Annotated in this window: 14 protein-coding genes; 4 read left to right on the top strand and 10 right to left on the bottom strand. The window is 58.2% G+C overall.

The features are described 5' to 3' along the window. Positions 1-33: 33 nt before the first annotated feature. A complete protein-coding gene (locus G1C97_RS03035) occupies positions 34-774 on the top strand; it encodes a GTP pyrophosphokinase (protein WP_169240592.1) in 741 nt (246 codons plus the stop codon). A 116-nt stretch (positions 775-890) separates the two neighbouring features. Here the strand turns inward: G1C97_RS03035 and G1C97_RS03040 are convergent, their stop codons facing one another. From G1C97_RS03040 to G1C97_RS03050, 3 genes are all read right to left on the bottom strand, one after another. Next, positions 891-1,868, bottom strand: a complete 978-nt coding sequence (locus tag G1C97_RS03040) for a DMT family transporter (protein ID WP_169240593.1) — start codon at positions 1,866-1,868, stop codon at positions 891-893. A 158-nt stretch (positions 1,869-2,026) separates the two neighbouring features. Further along, entirely contained in the window at positions 2,027-2,923 is an 897-nt protein-coding gene (locus G1C97_RS03045) for a Bax inhibitor-1/YccA family protein (protein WP_169240478.1), read from the bottom strand. Between the two features lie 177 nt (positions 2,924-3,100). After that, complete coding sequence (locus tag G1C97_RS03050) at positions 3,101-3,913, bottom strand: DUF5067 domain-containing protein (protein ID WP_169240479.1); 813 nt, start codon at positions 3,911-3,913, stop codon at positions 3,101-3,103. Between the two features lie 340 nt (positions 3,914-4,253). Between G1C97_RS03050 and G1C97_RS03055 the strand changes: the two genes are divergently transcribed. Continuing rightward, the gene (locus tag G1C97_RS03055) at positions 4,254-5,474 is read left to right on the top strand and encodes a sensor histidine kinase (protein WP_169240594.1); all 1,221 of its coding nucleotides are present in this window, start codon (positions 4,254-4,256) and stop codon (positions 5,472-5,474) included. A 52-nt stretch (positions 5,475-5,526) separates the two neighbouring features. After that, the gene (locus G1C97_RS03060) at positions 5,527-6,252 is read left to right on the top strand and encodes a response regulator (RefSeq protein WP_169240595.1); all 726 of its coding nucleotides are present in this window, start codon (positions 5,527-5,529) and stop codon (positions 6,250-6,252) included. A gap of 102 nt (positions 6,253-6,354) precedes the next feature. Here G1C97_RS03060 and G1C97_RS03065 read toward each other — a convergent pair whose 3' ends face one another. Beyond that, the gene (locus G1C97_RS03065; RefSeq protein ID WP_169240480.1) at positions 6,355-8,460 is read right to left on the bottom strand and encodes a GmrSD restriction endonuclease domain-containing protein; all 2,106 of its coding nucleotides are present in this window, start codon (positions 8,458-8,460) and stop codon (positions 6,355-6,357) included. Positions 8,461-8,614: 154 nt separating this feature from the next. Here G1C97_RS03065 and G1C97_RS03070 point away from each other — a divergent pair, with 154 nt between their 5' ends. Beyond that, positions 8,615-9,265 (top strand): GNAT family N-acetyltransferase, encoded by a 651-nt coding sequence (locus G1C97_RS03070; protein ID WP_169240481.1) that lies wholly within the window; start codon positions 8,615-8,617, stop codon positions 9,263-9,265. Between the two features lie 134 nt (positions 9,266-9,399). Here G1C97_RS03070 and acnA read toward each other — a convergent pair whose 3' ends face one another. The 6 genes from acnA to G1C97_RS03100 all read right to left on the bottom strand — a co-directional run bounded on the left by acnA (position 9,400) and on the right by G1C97_RS03100 (position 18,515). After that, a complete protein-coding gene (gene acnA, locus G1C97_RS03075) occupies positions 9,400-12,099 on the bottom strand; it encodes an aconitate hydratase AcnA (protein WP_169240482.1) in 2,700 nt (899 codons plus the stop codon). A 201-nt stretch (positions 12,100-12,300) separates the two neighbouring features. Continuing rightward, positions 12,301-14,811 (bottom strand): HAD-IC family P-type ATPase, encoded by a 2,511-nt coding sequence (locus tag G1C97_RS03080; protein WP_417852202.1) that lies wholly within the window; start codon positions 14,809-14,811, stop codon positions 12,301-12,303. Positions 14,812-14,938: 127 nt separating this feature from the next. Beyond that, on the bottom strand, positions 14,939-15,544 hold the full coding sequence (locus G1C97_RS03085; RefSeq protein WP_169240483.1) for a hypothetical protein: 606 nt from the start codon (positions 15,542-15,544) through the stop codon (positions 14,939-14,941). A gap of 107 nt (positions 15,545-15,651) precedes the next feature. Beyond that, positions 15,652-16,917, bottom strand: a complete 1,266-nt coding sequence (locus G1C97_RS03090; RefSeq protein WP_169240484.1) for a class I SAM-dependent RNA methyltransferase — start codon at positions 16,915-16,917, stop codon at positions 15,652-15,654. 23 nt (positions 16,918-16,940) lie between these two features. After that, positions 16,941-17,654, bottom strand: a complete 714-nt coding sequence (locus G1C97_RS03095) for a DUF3159 domain-containing protein (RefSeq protein WP_169240485.1) — start codon at positions 17,652-17,654, stop codon at positions 16,941-16,943. Between the two features lie 3 nt (positions 17,655-17,657). Continuing rightward, positions 17,658-18,515, bottom strand: coding sequence for a DUF3710 domain-containing protein (locus tag G1C97_RS03100; protein ID WP_169240486.1), 858 nt, complete (start codon positions 18,513-18,515; stop codon positions 17,658-17,660). Positions 18,516-18,535 lie beyond the last annotated feature (20 nt).

Raw genomic sequence — 18,535 nt, forward strand, 5'->3', positions numbered from 1 at the left:
GTTACCCAGTGTTGATGAAGCAGCAGGTTTATGATGGAAATCGTGATACTTGACCGACATAATCGACTCAACACCGCAGATCTCAACGCCCGTTTGAAGATGCTGGACTTGCCGGAAGGCCGATTCAGCGCCGATGAAATCACCGAGTTCATCGATCAGATGCAGGTATATGAAGGCGCGATGTATGAGATCAGCACCAAACTGGAGATTCTCGATGATGAGTTCCAAGTACGCTTCAGCCATGATCCGATTCACCATATGGAACGTCGACTGAAGTCGGTGAATTCCATCATCGGCAAGCTTGAACGCAAGGGACTGCCTGTGAGCGTCAACTCCATCAAAGACAATCTGTTCGACGTGGCCGGCATCCGCGTGATCTGCAATTACCGCGACGACGTGTATTCCGTCTCAAACTATCTGTCTTCGCAATCAGATATCCAAGTGTTGCGAGTGAAGGATTACATCAAGAATCCGAAACAGAATGGCTACCGTTCGTTGCATGTGATCTACGCGGTGCCGGTATTCCTTTCTTCAGGAGCACATTACACGCCGGTCGAAGTGCAGTTCCGCACCATCGCCATGGATTACTGGGCATCGCTGGAACATGCGTTGCGTTACAAAACCGATTTGCCGGATGCCCGTTTGAACGAGCACTCGCAGACGTTGTTGGACTGTTCACGCAGTCTGCAGAACATCGAGGTGCAGATGCAGAACATCCACCGCGATATCAACGGCGCACCACAGGTGGGTGAGGCGCCGAAAACCACGGACTGATCGTACCGGCCGCCTGATTAGCGTCTCCCAGTCATTTTGCCATCTTCGACTCAGGCTCTTCTCTTACGAGGGGAGCCTGAGCGATGCGATCGACGTTTCCATCACAGAAATCTTTTTTATTCCTTCCGCAGGAACCGGGGAAGCTTGGCAGGAGCCTGTGCGAGGAGGGTACCGATGAAGATCAATGCGCATCCAGCATAACCGCGCGGGCTCATCACCTCACCAAGGAAAACCGCGCCTCCGACCGCGGAGAAGAACGATTCAAGGCTCATGAGCAGACTGGCGCGGGTGGGCGGCACCCACTGCTGCCCCACCACCTGCAACGTGTAGGCAATGCCTACCGAACCGATGCCGGCGTAGAGAATCGGCACCCAGGAATGCGCAGCACCGGACCAGTCAACCGAGCCTTCGATCAGAGATCCCGCCCAGCTCAATACGGCGGTGGTGCAGAATTGACCAAACGAAAGCTTGATGGCATCCACTTTGGCACCCAGTTCGTCGATGATAAGGATATGCGCGGCGAATAGCACAGCGGTGAATACCAGCAGGATATCCGCAAGCCCCAGCGACCCAAACCCGTCCGTGATACACAACAGATAGAATCCGATAATGGACAGGGCCACCGCAACCCCCACCAGTACACCGATACGACGGCGCAGGAATACGAATGCCAGCAGCGGCACCATCACAATGTAAAGAGCCGTGAGGAATCCAGCTCGGCCGGCCGATTTGCCGTAGAGAATGCCATACTGCTGCAGCGTACTTGCAGTGAACAGCACGATGCCACAGATCACGGAGATGATAATAGGGTTGGCGACCCATGCCTTGAACAGCGAGACGGCGACCTGTTCACGGAATACCGGCACAGTGCCGCTTGAAGCCGTATCGTGGGTAACGGAACCTGAAACGGCGACATCGGTTGGTTCCACCGCGTTGCCGTTTCCCCGTTGCCACAGCAGAACCGGCACCAATGAAATCGCACCCAGGGTGAATCGCGTGGCGTTGAAGAACATCGGCGACATCGAATCCATGCCCTGAACCTGCGCCACGAACGCGAACCCCCAGATCAGCGCAGTCAGTAACAAGCAGAACATACCGATGAATTCTTGTCTTCTCATGGTGTTCCAACCTAACCCGCCCGTATGACGGGCATGAAAAAGCCCGGCCACATTGTGGTCGGGCTTTTCTGGCGACTTACATACGCCACATTGAGTTCAAACGCTCACGCTTGCGAACTGTGGATTCACCAACGCTAGTCCCTGTTGCCAAGCAGCTGCAGGATGTACAGGAACATGTTTACGAAATCGAGGTACAGATTCAATGCGCACAGAATGGAGATCTTCTTGACCATCTCCGGACCTTGCGCCTCATATTCGTTCAGCAAGGCGCGAGTGGACTGTGCATCGTAGATGGTCATGCCAGCGAACAGCACCAGACCGATGGCGCACACCACACGGGTCATACCATCCACAGGCAGGAACATCAGCACCAGCTGTGAGACGATAAGCACGATAAGGCCAATCATCAAAATCGGACCGGCCTTGAGCATGTTGAACTTAGTCGTCATGCCGAACATGGTCAGAGCGAAGAAGAACGCCGCGGTCACGCCCAGTGCCACACCGATCGAACCGAGGTCATAGACCATGAAGATGGAGCTCAACGTGAAGCCCATCAACGCCGCGTACACGTAGAACATCACGCGTGCGGTGGAGGACTTCATCTTGGTGACGCGAGCACCGAGCGCAATGGCGAGCGCGATTTGCGCGACGCACAGCGCTATGAGACCGAACATGCCGGTGGTCATCAGGAAGGCGTAGTAGGCACCCGTCATCTGGCCAAGTACCGCCACTACCGCGGTGACGATGAGCCCCAGGGTCATCTCACCGTATACCTTGCTCACGGAAACACGACGAGCCTGTTCGTAGCTGTAGGCCATGGTGGTATCCATAGTCGCGGCACTGTTGCCAGCCGGCGCGTACTGGTATGCGGAGCCCTGCTGCTGGGCGTACTGGTAATTCTGGCCGTACTGGCCGTAGTCGGATTGCATGTACTGCTGTCCATAGCCGGCCTGCTGCGCGGCGTTGTAGTCAGGGGTATTGTACTGCGGGTTGTATTGCCCGTTATTGCGGGGCTGCTGACCGAATGTCATAGTCGCTCCTTTGTATTCGTTCCTGACCATAGTAAGGGAACAAACCTGAACGTTCCATGAATTCGTTGCCTGAGAGCATAACGGGCAATAGAGAAGTCTTCCGCAGACGTCAATCTTCCAACCTGCCGAAGCATGCGCTGGCACATTGTTCGTCTTGGCAATGACTCGTTCCTGCATCTACCGCAAGTTGAACGTATGAGTCACTTTGGTGTCACTGTCCAACGACGCTAACGCGGACACTTCAACCGTAACCGGCGAATCATCCTGCAACACATACCCGAGCGTGACGGTTGCCTTGGCGTTGGGTTGAGACTCGGCGATATATGAATTCGCATCGTATCCTTCAGGCGCATTCATATAGATCGCCGTATCCAAAGCGGTACCGTTCTGGAATACCTGCGGATGCGCCAGCACGGCAAACGAATTGTTCTTCGTTGTAGTGTTGGTCCATTCGTAGGTGACCAGTACCGTGGGGTTGTCCTCATAGTCATTGGTGCTTTTGACCGCCGATACGATTTTCACATGGGCACCTTCGATATCGCCCTCCGTGTCCTGCGCTCCCTGCTTCTGCTCGGACGACTGCTGTGAGGAGTCATTCTTGGACTGCGATTGATCGGTCTGCGAAGTATCGACCCCCTTCGCCGCCTTCAGGGAATCGTCAATGGCTTTGGTGGCTGCGGATTGCATCGCCAGCGTAATCACAATCGCCAAAACCGATAGCACGGCTGCCACTATCGACAACGCTTTGCCTCGCTTTTTGCCGCGGAAGGTGCCTACCATCGCGACAATCGCAAGCACAACGCCCACGAATCCAAATATGGCGGCGATATTGTTGATGATGGGAATGAAACTCAGCACCACTCCAAGAGCGCCGAACACCACGCCTACGATACCGCAAACCGTGGTGTGGACAGGCTGCTGACGTTGGTGAGCATGTGCTTGTTGAGATGGTTGCCCCGTTGGAGCCGGCATGATGATCTGGTCGGTCATGGATTCTTCTTTCCTCATGCCCTGCATCCGCGTGACAATATGCGCACCATGCACAATCCGCGATGCAAGAACGTTGACGATTCCGACGCTACCGGTTTTGCACAATGATCATCAGTGGACTAATGGTCATTTCTTAATGCACTTTCGGGCAATCTCGGACTCGTTATCATGCCTTTATGTCCAGTGGCGCTTCCACTCATCACGCCATACAGTGGTATTCATGAGGACACCGCAGTATGCCAACCCGACGCCGACCAGCCATCATCCAGGTCCGCTCGGCAAGACGCAGATGAGAGCCGACGATGTGCTGGTGCATACGCGCATGTGGTGTTCTGTCGTCATGGTGCCTTTGGCAAGTCTGATGTGTCTTACGCAAACCGCGTTTTTCGCACAGAATTATGTCGAGGATTCTCCGGGCTACGTATTCGCCATCATATGCACATTGATTTCATTGCCTTCCGGGTTTCTTCTGCTGGCCCGTTCCGAATATCCCGAACTTACGTTTTGGATCTCATGCGCACTCGTTGTTCTGCTCCCCTTTGATTCGTTAATCGTCCTTATGGCAATGAGCTCATTGTTGGCACGCAAATCCAGCCGTGCGATCAGCACGAGAGCCGCAATCGCAGGAACTGCAGCAACGCTATGGTCTCAGCTACGTGACGCCAGACAACCTCCCGAAGCCTCCTTGTGGCACACTATCTTCGCCAAACCGAATACCGGAGGCGATTCCGGACGGCCGATCGTCATGTTGGTTCAGGAACCCACCATTCTCATCACCGCTATCATTACAGCGCTATTGGCTTCTACCATCGCCATCCTGACAGGTCTGCACATCCGTTCACGAGCCCGCCTACGCACAGCGAACGCCGTGGCGAACGCAGCCACCAATCATGTGGCCACATTGCAAACCGATCTCAACAACCAGCAGCTGGCGGATGCCATCGCCGCCGAGGCGCACGACACGCTCGCCCATTCGCTTTCGCTCATGGCCTTGAACGCCAGCGCTTTGAAAGCCGAAGCGGACAAGCTGGGCGATTCCCCCGAGGCTCGTGCTTTGGCTAGCAAGGCAGAGGACATTCGCAGACAATCGGCAGGCGCGTTGGATGAGGCACACGCGATTATCGACATGCTCCGTAATCCACAGCAGGCGTGGGAACAGTTGGCACCAAACGACGACACCTCACTCACCCGAGAATCGTTGGATGCGCTCATCGCCGACGTACGCAATTCCGGCACGCAACTCAACACGTGGATCGATATCCAACAACTCAGCGGTTTGGACGACACCATTGGCAAGGTATCGTATCGTGCGTTGCAGGAAGGACTGACCAATGCGCGCCGTCATGCGCCCGGCGCACCGGTTTCATTGGAGATTGCAGCCGGACCGGCAACGGGTGTTCATCTGCATATCAGCAATCCGATGACACAAGCGAGCGCCACGCATGGCGCAGGGTTGCCGGGACTCGCGGCCCGGGTGCAGTCGGTGGGAGGCCAATGCCGGTACGGGATGGATGAGCGGCATCTTTTCCACGTGGATGTTCAGCTGCCGTGGCACGGCTAAGATGGCTAGCGTGAGCGAGCAGAGCAAAGGGACGAATCCGGCCGGGAACACCATGCATGCAGAGCATTTCACGGGCCTTGCACAGAGTGAAACGGATGAAAGCGGTCGCGTACAGCCGATTCGGGTCGGTGTCATCGACGACGACCCGATGATCTGTCAGGCGATGAGCCTGATTCTCACCGACTATTCGCAGGGACGACTTGCCGTGGCTTTTACCTCTGCGGACGGTGAGGCATGTGTACGCCAAGCAACCGAACAGCAACCGGACGTAGTGTTGATGGATATCGCCATGCCGGGTGTCGATGGCATCGAGGCCACACGCCGACTGAGAGCGCTCCCCCATGCTCCGCATGTGCTGATTCTGACGTCACTGAGTCCGTCCGGCACGGTGGAGCGAGCCATCGAGGCCGGAGCAGAGGGGTTCGTGTCCAAGACGGATGCGCCGGATGAGATTATCCGCCGCATCATCGGTGTTACCGAAGGCACGCCGCAATTCAACACCGCAAGCCAGCGCCAACTCATTGATGAATTGAGTCGGACACGTTCGCGCATGCGCCGGGATGATGCCCGTGCCTTACTGGATTCATTGCCTGAACGCGAACGGGAAGCGGTGATGCTGGCCGCCGAGGGATATACGAATGCGGAGATCGCCTCTCGTATGTTCATTTCCGAACGGACCACGAAAGCGCATCTGTCTTCGGCGGCGGACCGGCTCAACATGGGGCGCGTGCAAATGGCGCGTCTGGTGGAGCGGGCCGATTTGCCGGCACGGTTGTAGGGCATGATTGCAGTCTGAACGCGGCCGGCTCGATCTTCGGCTATCGCCAGTTCACGGAGCTTTGCTCGCCGATCCTGCACACGGAGCCTCAACTAGACCTGCTCACTGAACTTGGAGGCGGAACTGCTTCCAAATATCGCTCAGTTTCTGACCGTTGGCGGCACGTTTCCACACGTCCAGCCCACCTCCGCGACGCCCGCCGGCCGCGGCACGAGCCGCGGCAGTGGGTGTGGGATATTCGGAACCATCATCCAACCGCAGACGACCGTTCTCGGTAACGGTGGCATACCAGCGTTCGCCCTTGCGCGGACGATCCCATACCAGGCGTTCGCCCGGAGTCAACAGACCAGCTTGAATCACTTGACGAATGGATACGCGTCTGGAACCGCGCGAAGATTTGACCGCTCCCCGGTTCAGCTCTTCAAGCGGCCGTGCGATCAGATCCTTGTTGTTCGCATCGTAACGAATGCCCCAATATTCCACGATGAGACGGATGGTTTCCTCCTGCCGGCGCTCCAGCATGGTGGGCGTGCAGTCGTTAGACCCTTCTAATTCCTTAGTGAGTGGGAAACGTTGGGAGTCGGCTCGTAGCAGCATGCGGTCGCGACGTGGCATGTATTCGCCGAGTTTGTCCAGCTGGTCGCCGGGACCTTGGACCAGTGCCATATTGCCAAGTCGGTACATCCAGAAATCATGGCTGTCCTGTGTCCAATCTGCGAACGAAGCGGCATGCTCGATGTTCAACGGCATGATCGGAAGCGCGCTGAACCGGCGCGGCCGAGGTAACGGGGCTCCGGCAAGCTGCTCATTGGCTCGGATGAGCAGCAGGCGAATGAGATCGTCATCGCCTTGCATCTCGCCATGGAGTCTGACCAACGCGCCTTCGCGGTCGGCGTCGCCTACGCGCAATCCGTTGATGCGTTCAACCAGATGGCCTTTATCCAGATCACGTATGGCGGCATTCGCGAAGCCGCGACGTTCCAACGTCCCGGTACGGTTCAGCGTACGAATGCCGGTTACCTGTTCCAATGCCTTGAGAATATCCAGCAGACGTTGTCCATCATGTGCACCGAGCGCTTCCAGCGTCGAAGTACGGCGGGCGGCGCGAGCTCCACGCTGCACGAATGGCGAAACATCCGGATCGCCGAGTTCGCGATACGAATGGACCAGCGCCCACATGGCCACGGGCTTCCACTCGTGAATGTGATAATCGTTCAATGCTTCCAGCCGGTGCCGCACCTCGGGAGGCAGAATGGTTTCGCCGGGATGGTCGATGATGCGCCACGCCATGGCATACGGGGCCAGCACGTCATTGATGAATGAGCCGACGGTACCGGAATTGAGATACGGCTGCAGCACTTCAGCCAGAAAATCCTCGATCAGCTTGTCCGTGGCCGGCAGATGGGTAAGGATCAGATGCAGATATGAGAAGAACTCTTCAATAGTCTGCGGATCATCGCCGATCGGGTCCACGATATCGTCCCAACGGGCTGCATAAGCATCAAGTTCCGCAGCAGCAAGACCGGATGTGGCGCGCGCCTTGAACACGTCCGATGGCGTCAACGGCAGGCCTCGCATGTTCATCACATCGAAAATGCGATGCGCGCCATCCAAATCATCCGTAGTGACGATGACAAGTGTGACCTCGTTCACCAAATATTGGGCGAAACGTTGGCGCTCCAGCGTGCTCCAGTTGGAGATCTCATCGTAGGTTTTCTTGACGTTGCGCACAATGTTGCGCTGGGCGGCCGTAGCCAGATCGGCGTCGTTCATGTCGAACACCGATTCAAGATTGTCTTCCTGCACATGTTCGCGGAAAAACGCAGCGTCACGTTCACGCAAGGTGAGGCGAGGCTCGTTGACAATGCCACGCAGTTTGTCGCCCGGTTCGACCAGCAACGCATCGAGTTGGCGCATCAGATCCGGATCCTGCTCCAGATCACGCAGCACGGCGATGATAATGGACAGGGAGACCAGTCGCTGCTGGCCGTCGATGACCAGAAAACGGCTTTCCTCCTCGCGCACCAAAATCAGCGAACCCAAGAAATACGGCGCGCCGGGCGCCACCGAGGCATCTTTGAGATCGCCCACCAGCTGCAGGATATTCTCAGGCTTCCAGATATACGCCCGTTGGAAAGACGGGATGATGAACCGGAAATCGGGGGTGAACACCTTCCCCAACGGCAGTTCGTTCGCTTTGATCGTCATGGTTGTTCGCCCCTTCATCGCCGGTATCTCACCTTGATCATCCGTTGTTACCGACTCTTCCAGCCTACCAGCGTTCCGTCTCGCCAGCCGATCAATTCGGTCGATGGGGAGCGCCAATCGACGATAAGTAACGACATCAGGCATAATGAGGTTCATGAGTGAATCCGTGACTATACGTCCGCTGCATCGTGACGACTATCCGACTCTGATTGATCTCGTACGCCGCGCCTGGTATGACGACTTCGACGAACGTACCGGTTTCATCGCGGCACAAGTCGATTGGGAGAACTGTCTGGCGCGCGCCACCAATGCGTATACCGCCGTCAAAGACGGCAAACCCGTGGCGTTGATTCTTGGCAGAATCGACGCTCGCGATATGCGCGGCATCTGGAACCGGCATAAGAGCCGGTACGTGCATGGACTGATGCGTCTGTTGGGCATGCGCGAAGGCCTACGTGCCGTACATGAGATCGTTGGCATTCTCGCCATCGACCATACGCTGCTCTCCCGCGCGAAGCGATCCGGCCATGACTATGCCGGTGAAGTGGTGTTGTTCGTGCTGGATCCCGAAGCCCGCGGCTATGGTCTCGGCAAGCGCATGTTCCGCACGATGATGGACGATTTCCGTAAATCCGGACTGCGCAATTTCTTCCTGTTCACCGACACCACCTGCAATGTCGGCTTCTACGAGCACGCCGGACTGTCCCAAGTGGAATCCATTACCATTTCGACGTCAAAGCATCATCGCGAATCCATGTCCTTCTACCTGTATGAAGGCGAGGTTCCTGAAGCTTCAAATCGCTGAAGCATACGTGGCGCAACTCAGATGTAGTATCAATGCACACAAGTGAGGCCGGCACCTGACGAAAGGTACCGGCCTCGCTTGGCTCTCACGGCTTAATGCGGAGAGCAGTCCGCCCTATGGTGCATAGAACGCCGCTACTTCATGAGATTGCGCAGCACGTACTGAAGGATGCCGCCATTGCGGTAATAGTCGGCCTCGCCAGGCGTATCGATGCGCACCACCGCATCGAATTCGGTCTTGGAACCGTCCGCATGGGTGGCGGTGACATGCACCGTCTTCGGGGTCACGCCGTTGTTAAGCGCTTCCACGCCCGCAATGTCATAGGTTTCGGTGCCGTCAAGTCCCAGCGACGTGTAGGACTCGCCTGCAGGGAACTGCAACGGCAGCACGCCCATACCGATGAGGTTGGAACGGTGGATACGTTCGAAGCTTTCGGTGATCACTGCCTTGACGCCGAGCATCAACGTGCCTTTGGCGGCCCAATCGCGTGAGGAGCCAGTGCCGTATTCCTTGCCGGCCAGCACCACGAGCGGCGTGCCCGCGGCCTTGTAATTCAGCGAAGCATCGAAAATCGTGGACGGCTTGCCGGTGGTGAAATCATAGGTGAAACCACCGGGCGTCACCTCCTCGCCCACGGAGGCGAGCAGCTGGTTGCGCAGACGAATGTTGCCGAACGTGCCGCGCACCATGACCTCATGGTTGCCTCGGCGCGAACCGTAGGAGTTGAGGTTCTTCGGTTCCACGCCACGTTCGGTCAGGTATTTGCCTGCCGGGCTGGATGCCTTGAATGCGCCTGCCGGGGAGATGTGGTCGGTGGTTACCGAATCGCCCAGCAATGCCAGCACACGGGCACCGTGGATGTCCGCAACCGGCTCCGGCGTAGCCTTCATACCGTCGAAGAACGTCTGCTTGCGTACATAGGTGGACTTCGGATCCCACTGGAAAAGTTCGCCTTCGGGTACGTCAAGTCCCTTCCAACGACGATCGCCTTCGAATACCGAGGCATAGTCCTTGAGGAACATCTCACGGTTGACCGTCCCGTCCACCGCGGCGGCGACCTCGCTGTTGGTGGGCCAAATGTCCTTCAGATATACGTCGTTGCCATCCGGGTCCTGACCCAGCGGCTGGGTTTCGAAATCGAAATCCATCGTGCCGGCGAGCGCGTAGGCGATGACCAGCGGCGGAGCGGCCAGATAGTTCATCTTGACGTCCGGTGAGATACGCCCCTCGAAGTTGCGGTTGCCGGAGAGCACGGCGGTGACGGTCAGATCATTGTCGTTGATGGCCTTGGAGATTTCGGGCAGCAGCGGACCGGAGTTGCCGATGCAGGTGGCGCATCCGAAGCCGACGAGCTGATAGCCGAGCGCGTCCAAATCGTCCTGCAGACCAGCCGCCTTGAGATAGTCGGCAACCACCTGAGAGCCCGGTGCCAGCGATGTCTTGACCCATGGCTTCGGTTTCAGACCACGCGCATGAGCGTTGCGGGCGATCAGACCGGCGGCGATCATGACGGACGGGTTGGACGTGTTGGTGCAGGAGGTGATCGAGGCGATGGCCACATCACCGTTGGTCAGGTCGAAGTCGCCGCGGAAATCGGTGGAGACGGCGACCGGTTCCTTGACGGTCTTCTCCGTCTCGTATGCGGGCAACGTGTCCTCGAACGTCTTCTTGGATTCGGACAGGACGATACGGTCCTGCGGACGCTTCGGGCCGGCGATGGACGGCACCACGGTACCCAAGTCAAGTTCCATATATTCGGAGTATTCGGGCTCCACGTAATCCGGGTCCTTGGCGTCTCCCCACAGCTTGTTGGCCTTGGCGTATGCTTCGACGAGCGCGACCTGTTCCTCGGAACGGCCGGTCAGACGCAGGTAGTCGAGCGTGACGTCATCGATCGGGAAGATGCCGCAGGTTGAGCCGAATTCGGGGCTCATGTTGCCGATGGTGGCGCGGTTGGCGAGCGGCACGGAAGCGATGCCCTCACCGTAGAACTCCACGAACTTGCCGACCACGCCATGCTTGCGCAGCATGTCGGTGATAGTCAACACCACGTCGGTGGCGGTGACGCCTTCGGGAATGGAACCGGTGAGCTTGAAGCCGACAACGCGCGGCACGAGCATGGAGATCGGCTGTCCGAGCATAGCCGCCTCGGCTTCGATGCCGCCGACGCCCCAGCCCAGCACGCCAAGGCCGTTTTCGGTGGTGGTGTGCGAGTCGGTGCCGACGCAGGAGTCGAGGTAGGCGAGCTGGCGGCCGCGCTCCCCCGCTCGGGTCATAATGACCTTGGCCAGATACTCGATATTGACCTGATGGATGATGCCGGTTCCCGGCGGCACCACGCGGAAGTTCTTGAACGCCTGCTGACCCCAGCGCAGGAACTGGTAACGTTCTCCGTTGCGCTGGTATTCGATGTCCATGTTCTGCTGAACGGCGTCGGCGATGCCGTACTTGTCGATCTGCACGGAGTGGTCGATGACCATATCCGACTGCACCTGCGGGTTGATGACCTCAGGGTCTCCGCCAAGGTCCTTGACCGCGTCGCGCATCGTGGCGAGATCCACGATGCAAGGCACGCCGGTGAAGTCCTGCATCACCACACGTGAAGGGGTGAACTGAATTTCATGACTCGGTTCGGCGGCCGGATCCCAGTTCAGTAACGTGCGCACATGCTCATCAGTGATATTGGCACCATCGATGTTGCGCACCAGACTCTCGACAAGCACCTTCAGCGAATAAGGCAGGTGGTCGATGCCGTCGAGATTGGCGATATTGTAATAGTCGAAGTCCTTACCGGCCACCGCAAGGGTGGTCAGCTGGTCGTCACGCAGGGACATGCTTCCTCCGAATCATGAAATCATCCGATGATGACGCTGATTATCCGCTTCACATGGTACGAGTACGTTACTTTTCCTCTGGCGTGTCGGCTTGAAGTATGAGACAATACGCCGCTTTTTGGTCGATGCCACAAATACTGACACGGCTGTGGCCACAACACAACATCGTTCGACAATGTCTCCTATGTCTTTGATCGGCACCTATATGTTGAAGCCCCGTCGGCGCAGCAGTCGGGCGACCATATGCCCGATCAGCGGCACCAGCCACAGGCACAGCGCGAAGATCGCGGCGGAAATCACCAAGGCAATAACGGTGGCGAGCAATGTGGTGCCGGTGGGACGGACTAGCGCAAAGAAATCCGCAACAAACGGAATGCACAGGCCGATGACTCCGGCGGCCGCGAAACATGCCACCAATCCCCCACGCCAGCTATTGAGCGGACGCGCCACGCAGGCCAGTACGAACACGCCCATCACGAACAATATGATGGCGTTGGTGGCACGCATGGCCCCCAAATCAGCATCATCGGTCAAATTCCAGTCCATTATGCCGGGCAGGAGCCAGGAGGCCGCCAATACCGAGCTGGCTGTGGCCACGCCCCCGGGCAAGGCGAATTTCACCACACGTTTCAGGAATCCGGGAATGTAGCGTCGAGTATTCGGCGCGAGCGCCAGAACAAACGCCGGCATGCCGATGGTCAGCGCTCCGATATAGGTGATGTGCCGTGGCAGGTACGGATACGGTATCTGCGTAAGCACCACACCAAGCGAGATCAATGCCGAATAGACGGTTTTCACCAAGAACAGGCTGGCTACTCGCTCCATATTGGCCATGACCTGACGTCCCCGGGCCACCACGTCGGGCAGATGGGAGAATTTCGAATCGACAAGCACCACCTGTGCTACTGATTTGGTGGCGGATGCGGCGTTGCCCATCGCGATGCCCAGATCAGCCTCTTTTAAGGCGAGGGCATCGTTGACACCGTCTCCGGTCATCGCCACCACATGGCCGCTTGCGTGCAGAGCTTCAACGATAAGCTTCTTCTGATCCGGCAGCACGCGGCCGAGCACATCCACATCTTCGAGCACGCGAGCGAGTTCGTTCACATCGTCGGGCAGCTCGCGCGCATCCATCGCAACCGGAGCATGATCGCCAGTCAATCGAACCTTGCGGGCGATGGCACCGACCGTAATGGGATTATCACCGGAGATGACCCGACAACGCACACCCTGTTCACGGAACCATGCAAGCGTGGCCTCGGCATCATCGCGGATGCGTTCACCGCACAGCACCAGGGAGACAGGCTCGGCATGCGGGTCGATCACCGTGACTTCGTTCTGCGCCGGTGCCGCATCGTCCACATACCGATGCGCCAGCAGCAGCACGCGGCTGCCGTCCGCAGCATAGGTATTGGCCTGATCCAGCACATCCGATCGATCATGGTCAAGCGCGGCAAGCAGCACCTCCGGTGCCCCCATGAACCATATGCCGTCGGTTTTGATCACGGCGCTCCACTTACGGGCGGAAGAGAACGGCACCCTTGCCTGCACGGCACCGGCCGAGAATCCCTGTTCGGCGAGTCCGGCAAGCACTGCTTTGCCGGTGGCGTTAGGCTGCTCCTCATCGCAGCAGTCGTACAGGGCCTGAGCAACATCCTGAGCGGAAATCGCACCGGACGGCTTCCCGGACGGCAACTGCCGACCGGTCGATGATTGACCGGATATCGGTACGATGCGATCGAACGCGATGCCTCCGTCGGTAATGGTGCCGGTCTTGTCCAGATTCAGCGCGTCCACGCGTGCCAGCGTCTCCACGGATTCCAGTTCCTGCACAAGCGTGTTATGGCGGGCGAGTCGCATCGCGGCCACTGCAAAATTCAATGAGGTGAGCAGCACCAATCCTTCGGGGATCATGCCCACCACACCGGCCACGGCGGAAACCACGGCGCTGCGCCATTGACCGCCGGCAAGCGCCACATGCCATCCGCCCACAGCGTGAATCTGGGACAGCGTGAGCAACACGCATAGCGGCACCACCAGGAAAGTCATGAATTTGAGAATCGTGTTGATGCCACGATTCAGATCGGACACGGTTTTCTTATAGACCTTGGCCTGTGCGGTCAATGTCGCGGCATAGGAATGAGCGCCCACCGCATTCACTCGAATCAGCGCCATGCCGGAAACCGCCGTGGCACCGGAATATATCTGTTCGCCCTCGCGATGTCGAACGGTGCGCGATTCCCCGGTCAGCATCGACTCGTCAAGCTCCAGACCCCATGTCGTGACCACTACGCCGTCTGCCGGCACTTGTTCGCCCGATCGCACCCACAGCAGATCATCCATGACGATGCCGTTATGCGGCACGGCTTGATTACGTCCATCTCGGCGCACAAGATAATCCGAGGCCACGAGAATGGAAAGACGGTCGAGCGTTCGCTTGGCTTTCAGCTCGGTGATGATGCCGATGCCGGTGTTGATGATGATGACGAAGCCGAATACGGAATCCTTCCATGATCCGGTGAGCAGCACCAATACCATTGCAGCGAGAATGATGCCATTGAACAGGGTGAACACGTTGGCACGCACGATATCCGCGAAGGACCGTGAAGTGGCGTCTTTGACCGCGTTCGTCTGTCCGTTTTCGATACGGCTCAGCACCTCTTCGCTGCGTAATCCAGGCTCATCGACCTTAGGCATGGACGGAATTGGCATCGAGGCGGGGCAAGCCGAATCGTCGATCGCTGATGATGCTGGTGCGTTCATGGTTCTCAGACTACCGCGCCCGACGCCGTATGTATGCTCGACGTGAGGAATGGCTGTCCGAAACCTTACGACTTCCTCACAGGGTGGTGACGGCGATCGTTCGTCCGTGCGGATCGTCACGGATGATGGTCATGATGGCATCGGCCAACGGTGTGGCGGAAGCGTCACGATCGTTGATGGCGAAGGTGGCCGCATACAGCAGCTCGTCATCAGGCGCGGATACGGGATTGAGCAATATTACGGGAATGCCGGCGTTACGTGGGGAAGCCAAGATATCCTGCCAGCTTTGTTGATTGGTCGTCGTTACGTTCATGCCACTGATGATCACCAGTTTGACCGCACGGTCCGTGAAATCATTGACGGCATTCTGCGCGGTGGCGGTGGCGGCCGCCTCGGCATCTGCGGATGCGGCATCGTTATCGGAAGCTGCCGGTTCGGCGTCAAGCGCCGCATACGCCACTTCAAGTCCATCGTCAGCGATGGCGTCAATGGCCATGCGGTCCATGTCGGTATCCGTAGAGCCGACGAATCCCACGGTGACGTCCGTAGGATGGACCAGATCGTGGGCGACAGCGGGCTTATGCTCCTGCGTGTCTCCGACAGCTTTGCCCACCGGCGTGCATGCCGTCAGGGACAGTACCGCAGCCGTGCAGGCCAGCATAGCCATAATCCGTCGTCTCATAGAGTGCATGATAACGAAAACCCAGCCTATCCGCATGCGTGCGGCTCACCCGCCAACCGCCGATCACATACAATTCGGCGGCAACGGCAGGCGAGCCAACGGAACAATCAACGAGTGAACACCGCCACCGTCTCGACGTGGTGGGTCATCGGGTAGATATCGAATGCACGTATGGACGACAGCCGGTAGCCTTCCGCGATCAGGGTGGCGGTGTCACGCGCCAGACTGGTCGGGTCACAGGCGATGTACACCACAACGGCGGCACCGGAAGCGGCGATCTGACGGCAGACCTTGGCTCTCGCACCAGCACGCGGCGGGTCCAAGACCACGACGTTCGGTTTGGCCAGATGCGCCGGCAGACGGTCCAACGTGCGTGACACATCCCCTGTGCGTGCATCCACATCGTTCAGATTCATGGCACGCAAATTGCGTTGGGCGTTCTTCACCGCAATAGGCGCACCTTCGACGCTGAGCATGCGGGTGCGTTCCCCGGTCATCGTAGCCAACGGCAGCGTGAACAGACCCGAGCCGGAATACAGATCCCAGATCACCGGTGCGGTAAGCCCCTGCAACTGGTTGTTGACCTGATCGATCACATAGGTTCCCAGCGCTATCGGGGCTTGACGATGCACCTGCCAGAAACCGTTGGCGTCCACGCGGTAGGTGAAGGTCCGTCCGTTGATGGTCACTTGCTCGGTCAACAACTGAGAGCCGGCACGCAACTCACCGTCAACCAGCACAGCGTAGTTGTCATTGCCCTCAGCATCAGAAGCCACATCACGAGGCTCGGGCACCGACAGACGAATCTGCGAACCGGGCTCGAATCCACCATCCCAGACATGCTCCCGCTGAGCGACGTCCAGCAATGCGTGCGTGGCCAGCGGCATCGTATCGATGGCCACACGGTTATGCGTGCCTCGGCGGCGCATGGAGGGCAGACCGTTTTCGTCGGCGATCATTTCAATGCGAGTACGCCAATTGAGTCCGCCGAAATCCTCGTCCTTCGGCATTCGCTCGATGGGTACGGCGATTTCGACATGCCCCAAACGGCTCATCTGTTCGGAAACGGTGATGGCTTTCCACCTGAGCTGGCCCGCAAGAGAGACATGCACCAGATCGGCACCACCGACTCCCCCGCCCATGGCCAATGGGCCGGCAAGAGGCCATGCCGGGGTCACGCGATCCTCGGACGGTTCGATGACGTCGATTACCTCGCCGGTCCAGAAGCGATCGTCGCGATCGTGCGGCTCATCAAGCTCAATGCGCACCAATTCTCCGGGCAGCGCGAAACGCACGAATACCACACGGCCATCGATATGGGCCACGCATCGGCCCTGATCGGCGTATCGTTCGATACGAACCTCAGCTTGCATGTCTTCCTTTCCTACTGTTGTGCTTACTCGTGTTCCGCGGTCTCGCCATCACGCCGATAGCTATTGACATGTCGGTGCATCGGAGTGGCGATGATCAGGTAGCTCACCCAAATGGCCAACGCCCAGAACGGGATGCCCATCAGCAGACGGGCCACACCAAGCGCCGCCACATGATCGGTCATATACAGCGGCACCTGCACCAGCAAACGAAGCGCGAACAGGCCCGTCCACAATCCGGTGATGATCATATAGGCGCGTTTCAGATCACGATCGCCCATCCAATCATGGAACCAAGCCGTAAAACGCTCCGTAGGCATCTGACGGATGAATTCCACCACCAGTCCCAATCCGGGTACGCGGACCGCCAACGATATGGACAGCAACACCGCATACACCGTATTGGTCAGAAAACCCAGCATGTAATAGTTACGCGCCTCATGGCTTTTCCACGCCCAAATCAGACAGATGCCCACGGCCACCAAGCCGGAGAGCGCACCCATCAGCGACTGGCGTTGCACCAGACGTGCCAAAACCTGGATCAGCGCCAATACGGCAGATACCGCAATGGTGAGATTCAGATTGCTCGTGGCTACGAACAGCACCACGAACACCACGCCGGGCAGCATGGATTCGACAACGCCTCGCGGGCCTCCGATCGCTTCGATGATGGAGAAATCGTCACTGTCCGCGCCGGCGTCGGCCAATGCGGACAAGCCGGTGCGTTTCTTATCCGTCATAGATCAGCGAACTTCGGAGAACATCGGGCCACGGGCCAGCGTGGTCTTCACCTCGGTGGTCTGATCCTGGCTCAACGGGCCCTTCGGCTTGTTGTCCGGAATGTCCTTGAAGTGTTCCTTGCCACCATCCTGTCCTTCGGCTGCCGCGGCGGCGGCCTTCGCGGCCTTGCGCTCGGCAGGTGCCACCGGCGGATGCATCGGAATAAGGTCACGCGGGGCAAGCGGCTCGTCGCCGCGTTCCACGACGATATCGGCGAAGAACTTGTTCAGCGCTTCAGTTTCAGGGCTATCCGGGTCCACGGCCGCCTTGCCGGAGAAGATGCCGCGCAGCATCCAACGAGGACCATCCACCGCCACGATGCGAGTCTCGACGGTTTTGCCGCCTTTGACGCTCACCGGCAGCTTGAGCTCGGTACCGAATACGCCCTCGGTTTCGGAAGCGTTCTTGTTGGCCTCGAGCAGGTCGGCGCGCACGTCATCCCACAGTCCCATGGTCTTGGGAGCCGCGAACGCCTCGATCTCCAGGCTGGAGGCACCATAGGTGATGGTCGAGCCGAGCACCTGACGAGTGGCGCGGTTGGCCTTGATGCGCAGTTCGATGCCTTGGAGGAACGGCAGGTAGTAGGCGCCCAAATCCAGATAATCGTCATAATCAGGAACGTTGTCGTCATTGACGTCCCACGGTCCGCGTTCCTCGCCGCGACCCTCATATTCCCGGGAAGGCTCCGCCAACACGGTTTCGGCGCTCTGCGCCTTGGCGATGGCGTTGGCTTCCTCGGCGGCCACCTTGTCCTCGTCGACAGGTTCAACCGGCTCGGCTTCCTTCTTGTCCTTCTTCTTACCGAATCCGAACAGTCCCATAATTCCTCGTTTCGTATAAC

It is taken from the genome of Bifidobacterium olomucense (assembly GCF_012932375.1).
Lineage (GTDB): Bacteria > Actinomycetota > Actinomycetes > Actinomycetales > Bifidobacteriaceae > Bifidobacterium > Bifidobacterium olomucense.

What these genes read in the sequence shown, in the direction of transcription:
- G1C97_RS03035 (WP_169240592.1), top strand. Translation starts at nt 34, where the DNA reads ATGGAAATCGTGATACTTGACCGACATAATCGACTCAACACCGCAGAT.
- G1C97_RS03040 (WP_169240593.1), bottom strand. Translation starts at nt 1,868, where the DNA reads ATGTTCTGCTTGTTACTGACTGCGCTGATCTGGGGGTTCGCGTTCGTG.
- G1C97_RS03045 (WP_169240478.1), bottom strand. Translation starts at nt 2,923, where the DNA reads ATGACATTCGGTCAGCAGCCCCGCAATAACGGGCAATACAACCCGCAG.
- G1C97_RS03050 (WP_169240479.1), bottom strand. Translation starts at nt 3,913, where the DNA reads ATGACCGACCAGATCATCATGCCGGCTCCAACGGGGCAACCATCTCAA.
- G1C97_RS03055 (WP_169240594.1), top strand. Translation starts at nt 4,254, where the DNA reads ATGGTGCCTTTGGCAAGTCTGATGTGTCTTACGCAAACCGCGTTTTTC.
- G1C97_RS03060 (WP_169240595.1), top strand. Translation starts at nt 5,527, where the DNA reads ATGCATGCAGAGCATTTCACGGGCCTTGCACAGAGTGAAACGGATGAA.
- G1C97_RS03065 (WP_169240480.1), bottom strand. Translation starts at nt 8,460, where the DNA reads ATGACGATCAAAGCGAACGAACTGCCGTTGGGGAAGGTGTTCACCCCC.
- G1C97_RS03070 (WP_169240481.1), top strand. Translation starts at nt 8,615, where the DNA reads ATGAGTGAATCCGTGACTATACGTCCGCTGCATCGTGACGACTATCCG.
- acnA (WP_169240482.1), bottom strand. Translation starts at nt 12,099, where the DNA reads ATGTCCCTGCGTGACGACCAGCTGACCACCCTTGCGGTGGCCGGTAAG.
- G1C97_RS03080 (WP_417852202.1), bottom strand. Translation starts at nt 14,811, where the DNA reads ATGCCAATTCCGTCCATGCCTAAGGTCGATGAGCCTGGATTACGCAGC.
- G1C97_RS03085 (WP_169240483.1), bottom strand. Translation starts at nt 15,544, where the DNA reads ATGAGACGACGGATTATGGCTATGCTGGCCTGCACGGCTGCGGTACTG.
- G1C97_RS03090 (WP_169240484.1), bottom strand. Translation starts at nt 16,917, where the DNA reads ATGCAAGCTGAGGTTCGTATCGAACGATACGCCGATCAGGGCCGATGC.
- G1C97_RS03095 (WP_169240485.1), bottom strand. Translation starts at nt 17,654, where the DNA reads ATGACGGATAAGAAACGCACCGGCTTGTCCGCATTGGCCGACGCCGGC.
- G1C97_RS03100 (WP_169240486.1), bottom strand. Translation starts at nt 18,515, where the DNA reads ATGGGACTGTTCGGATTCGGTAAGAAGAAGGACAAGAAGGAAGCCGAG.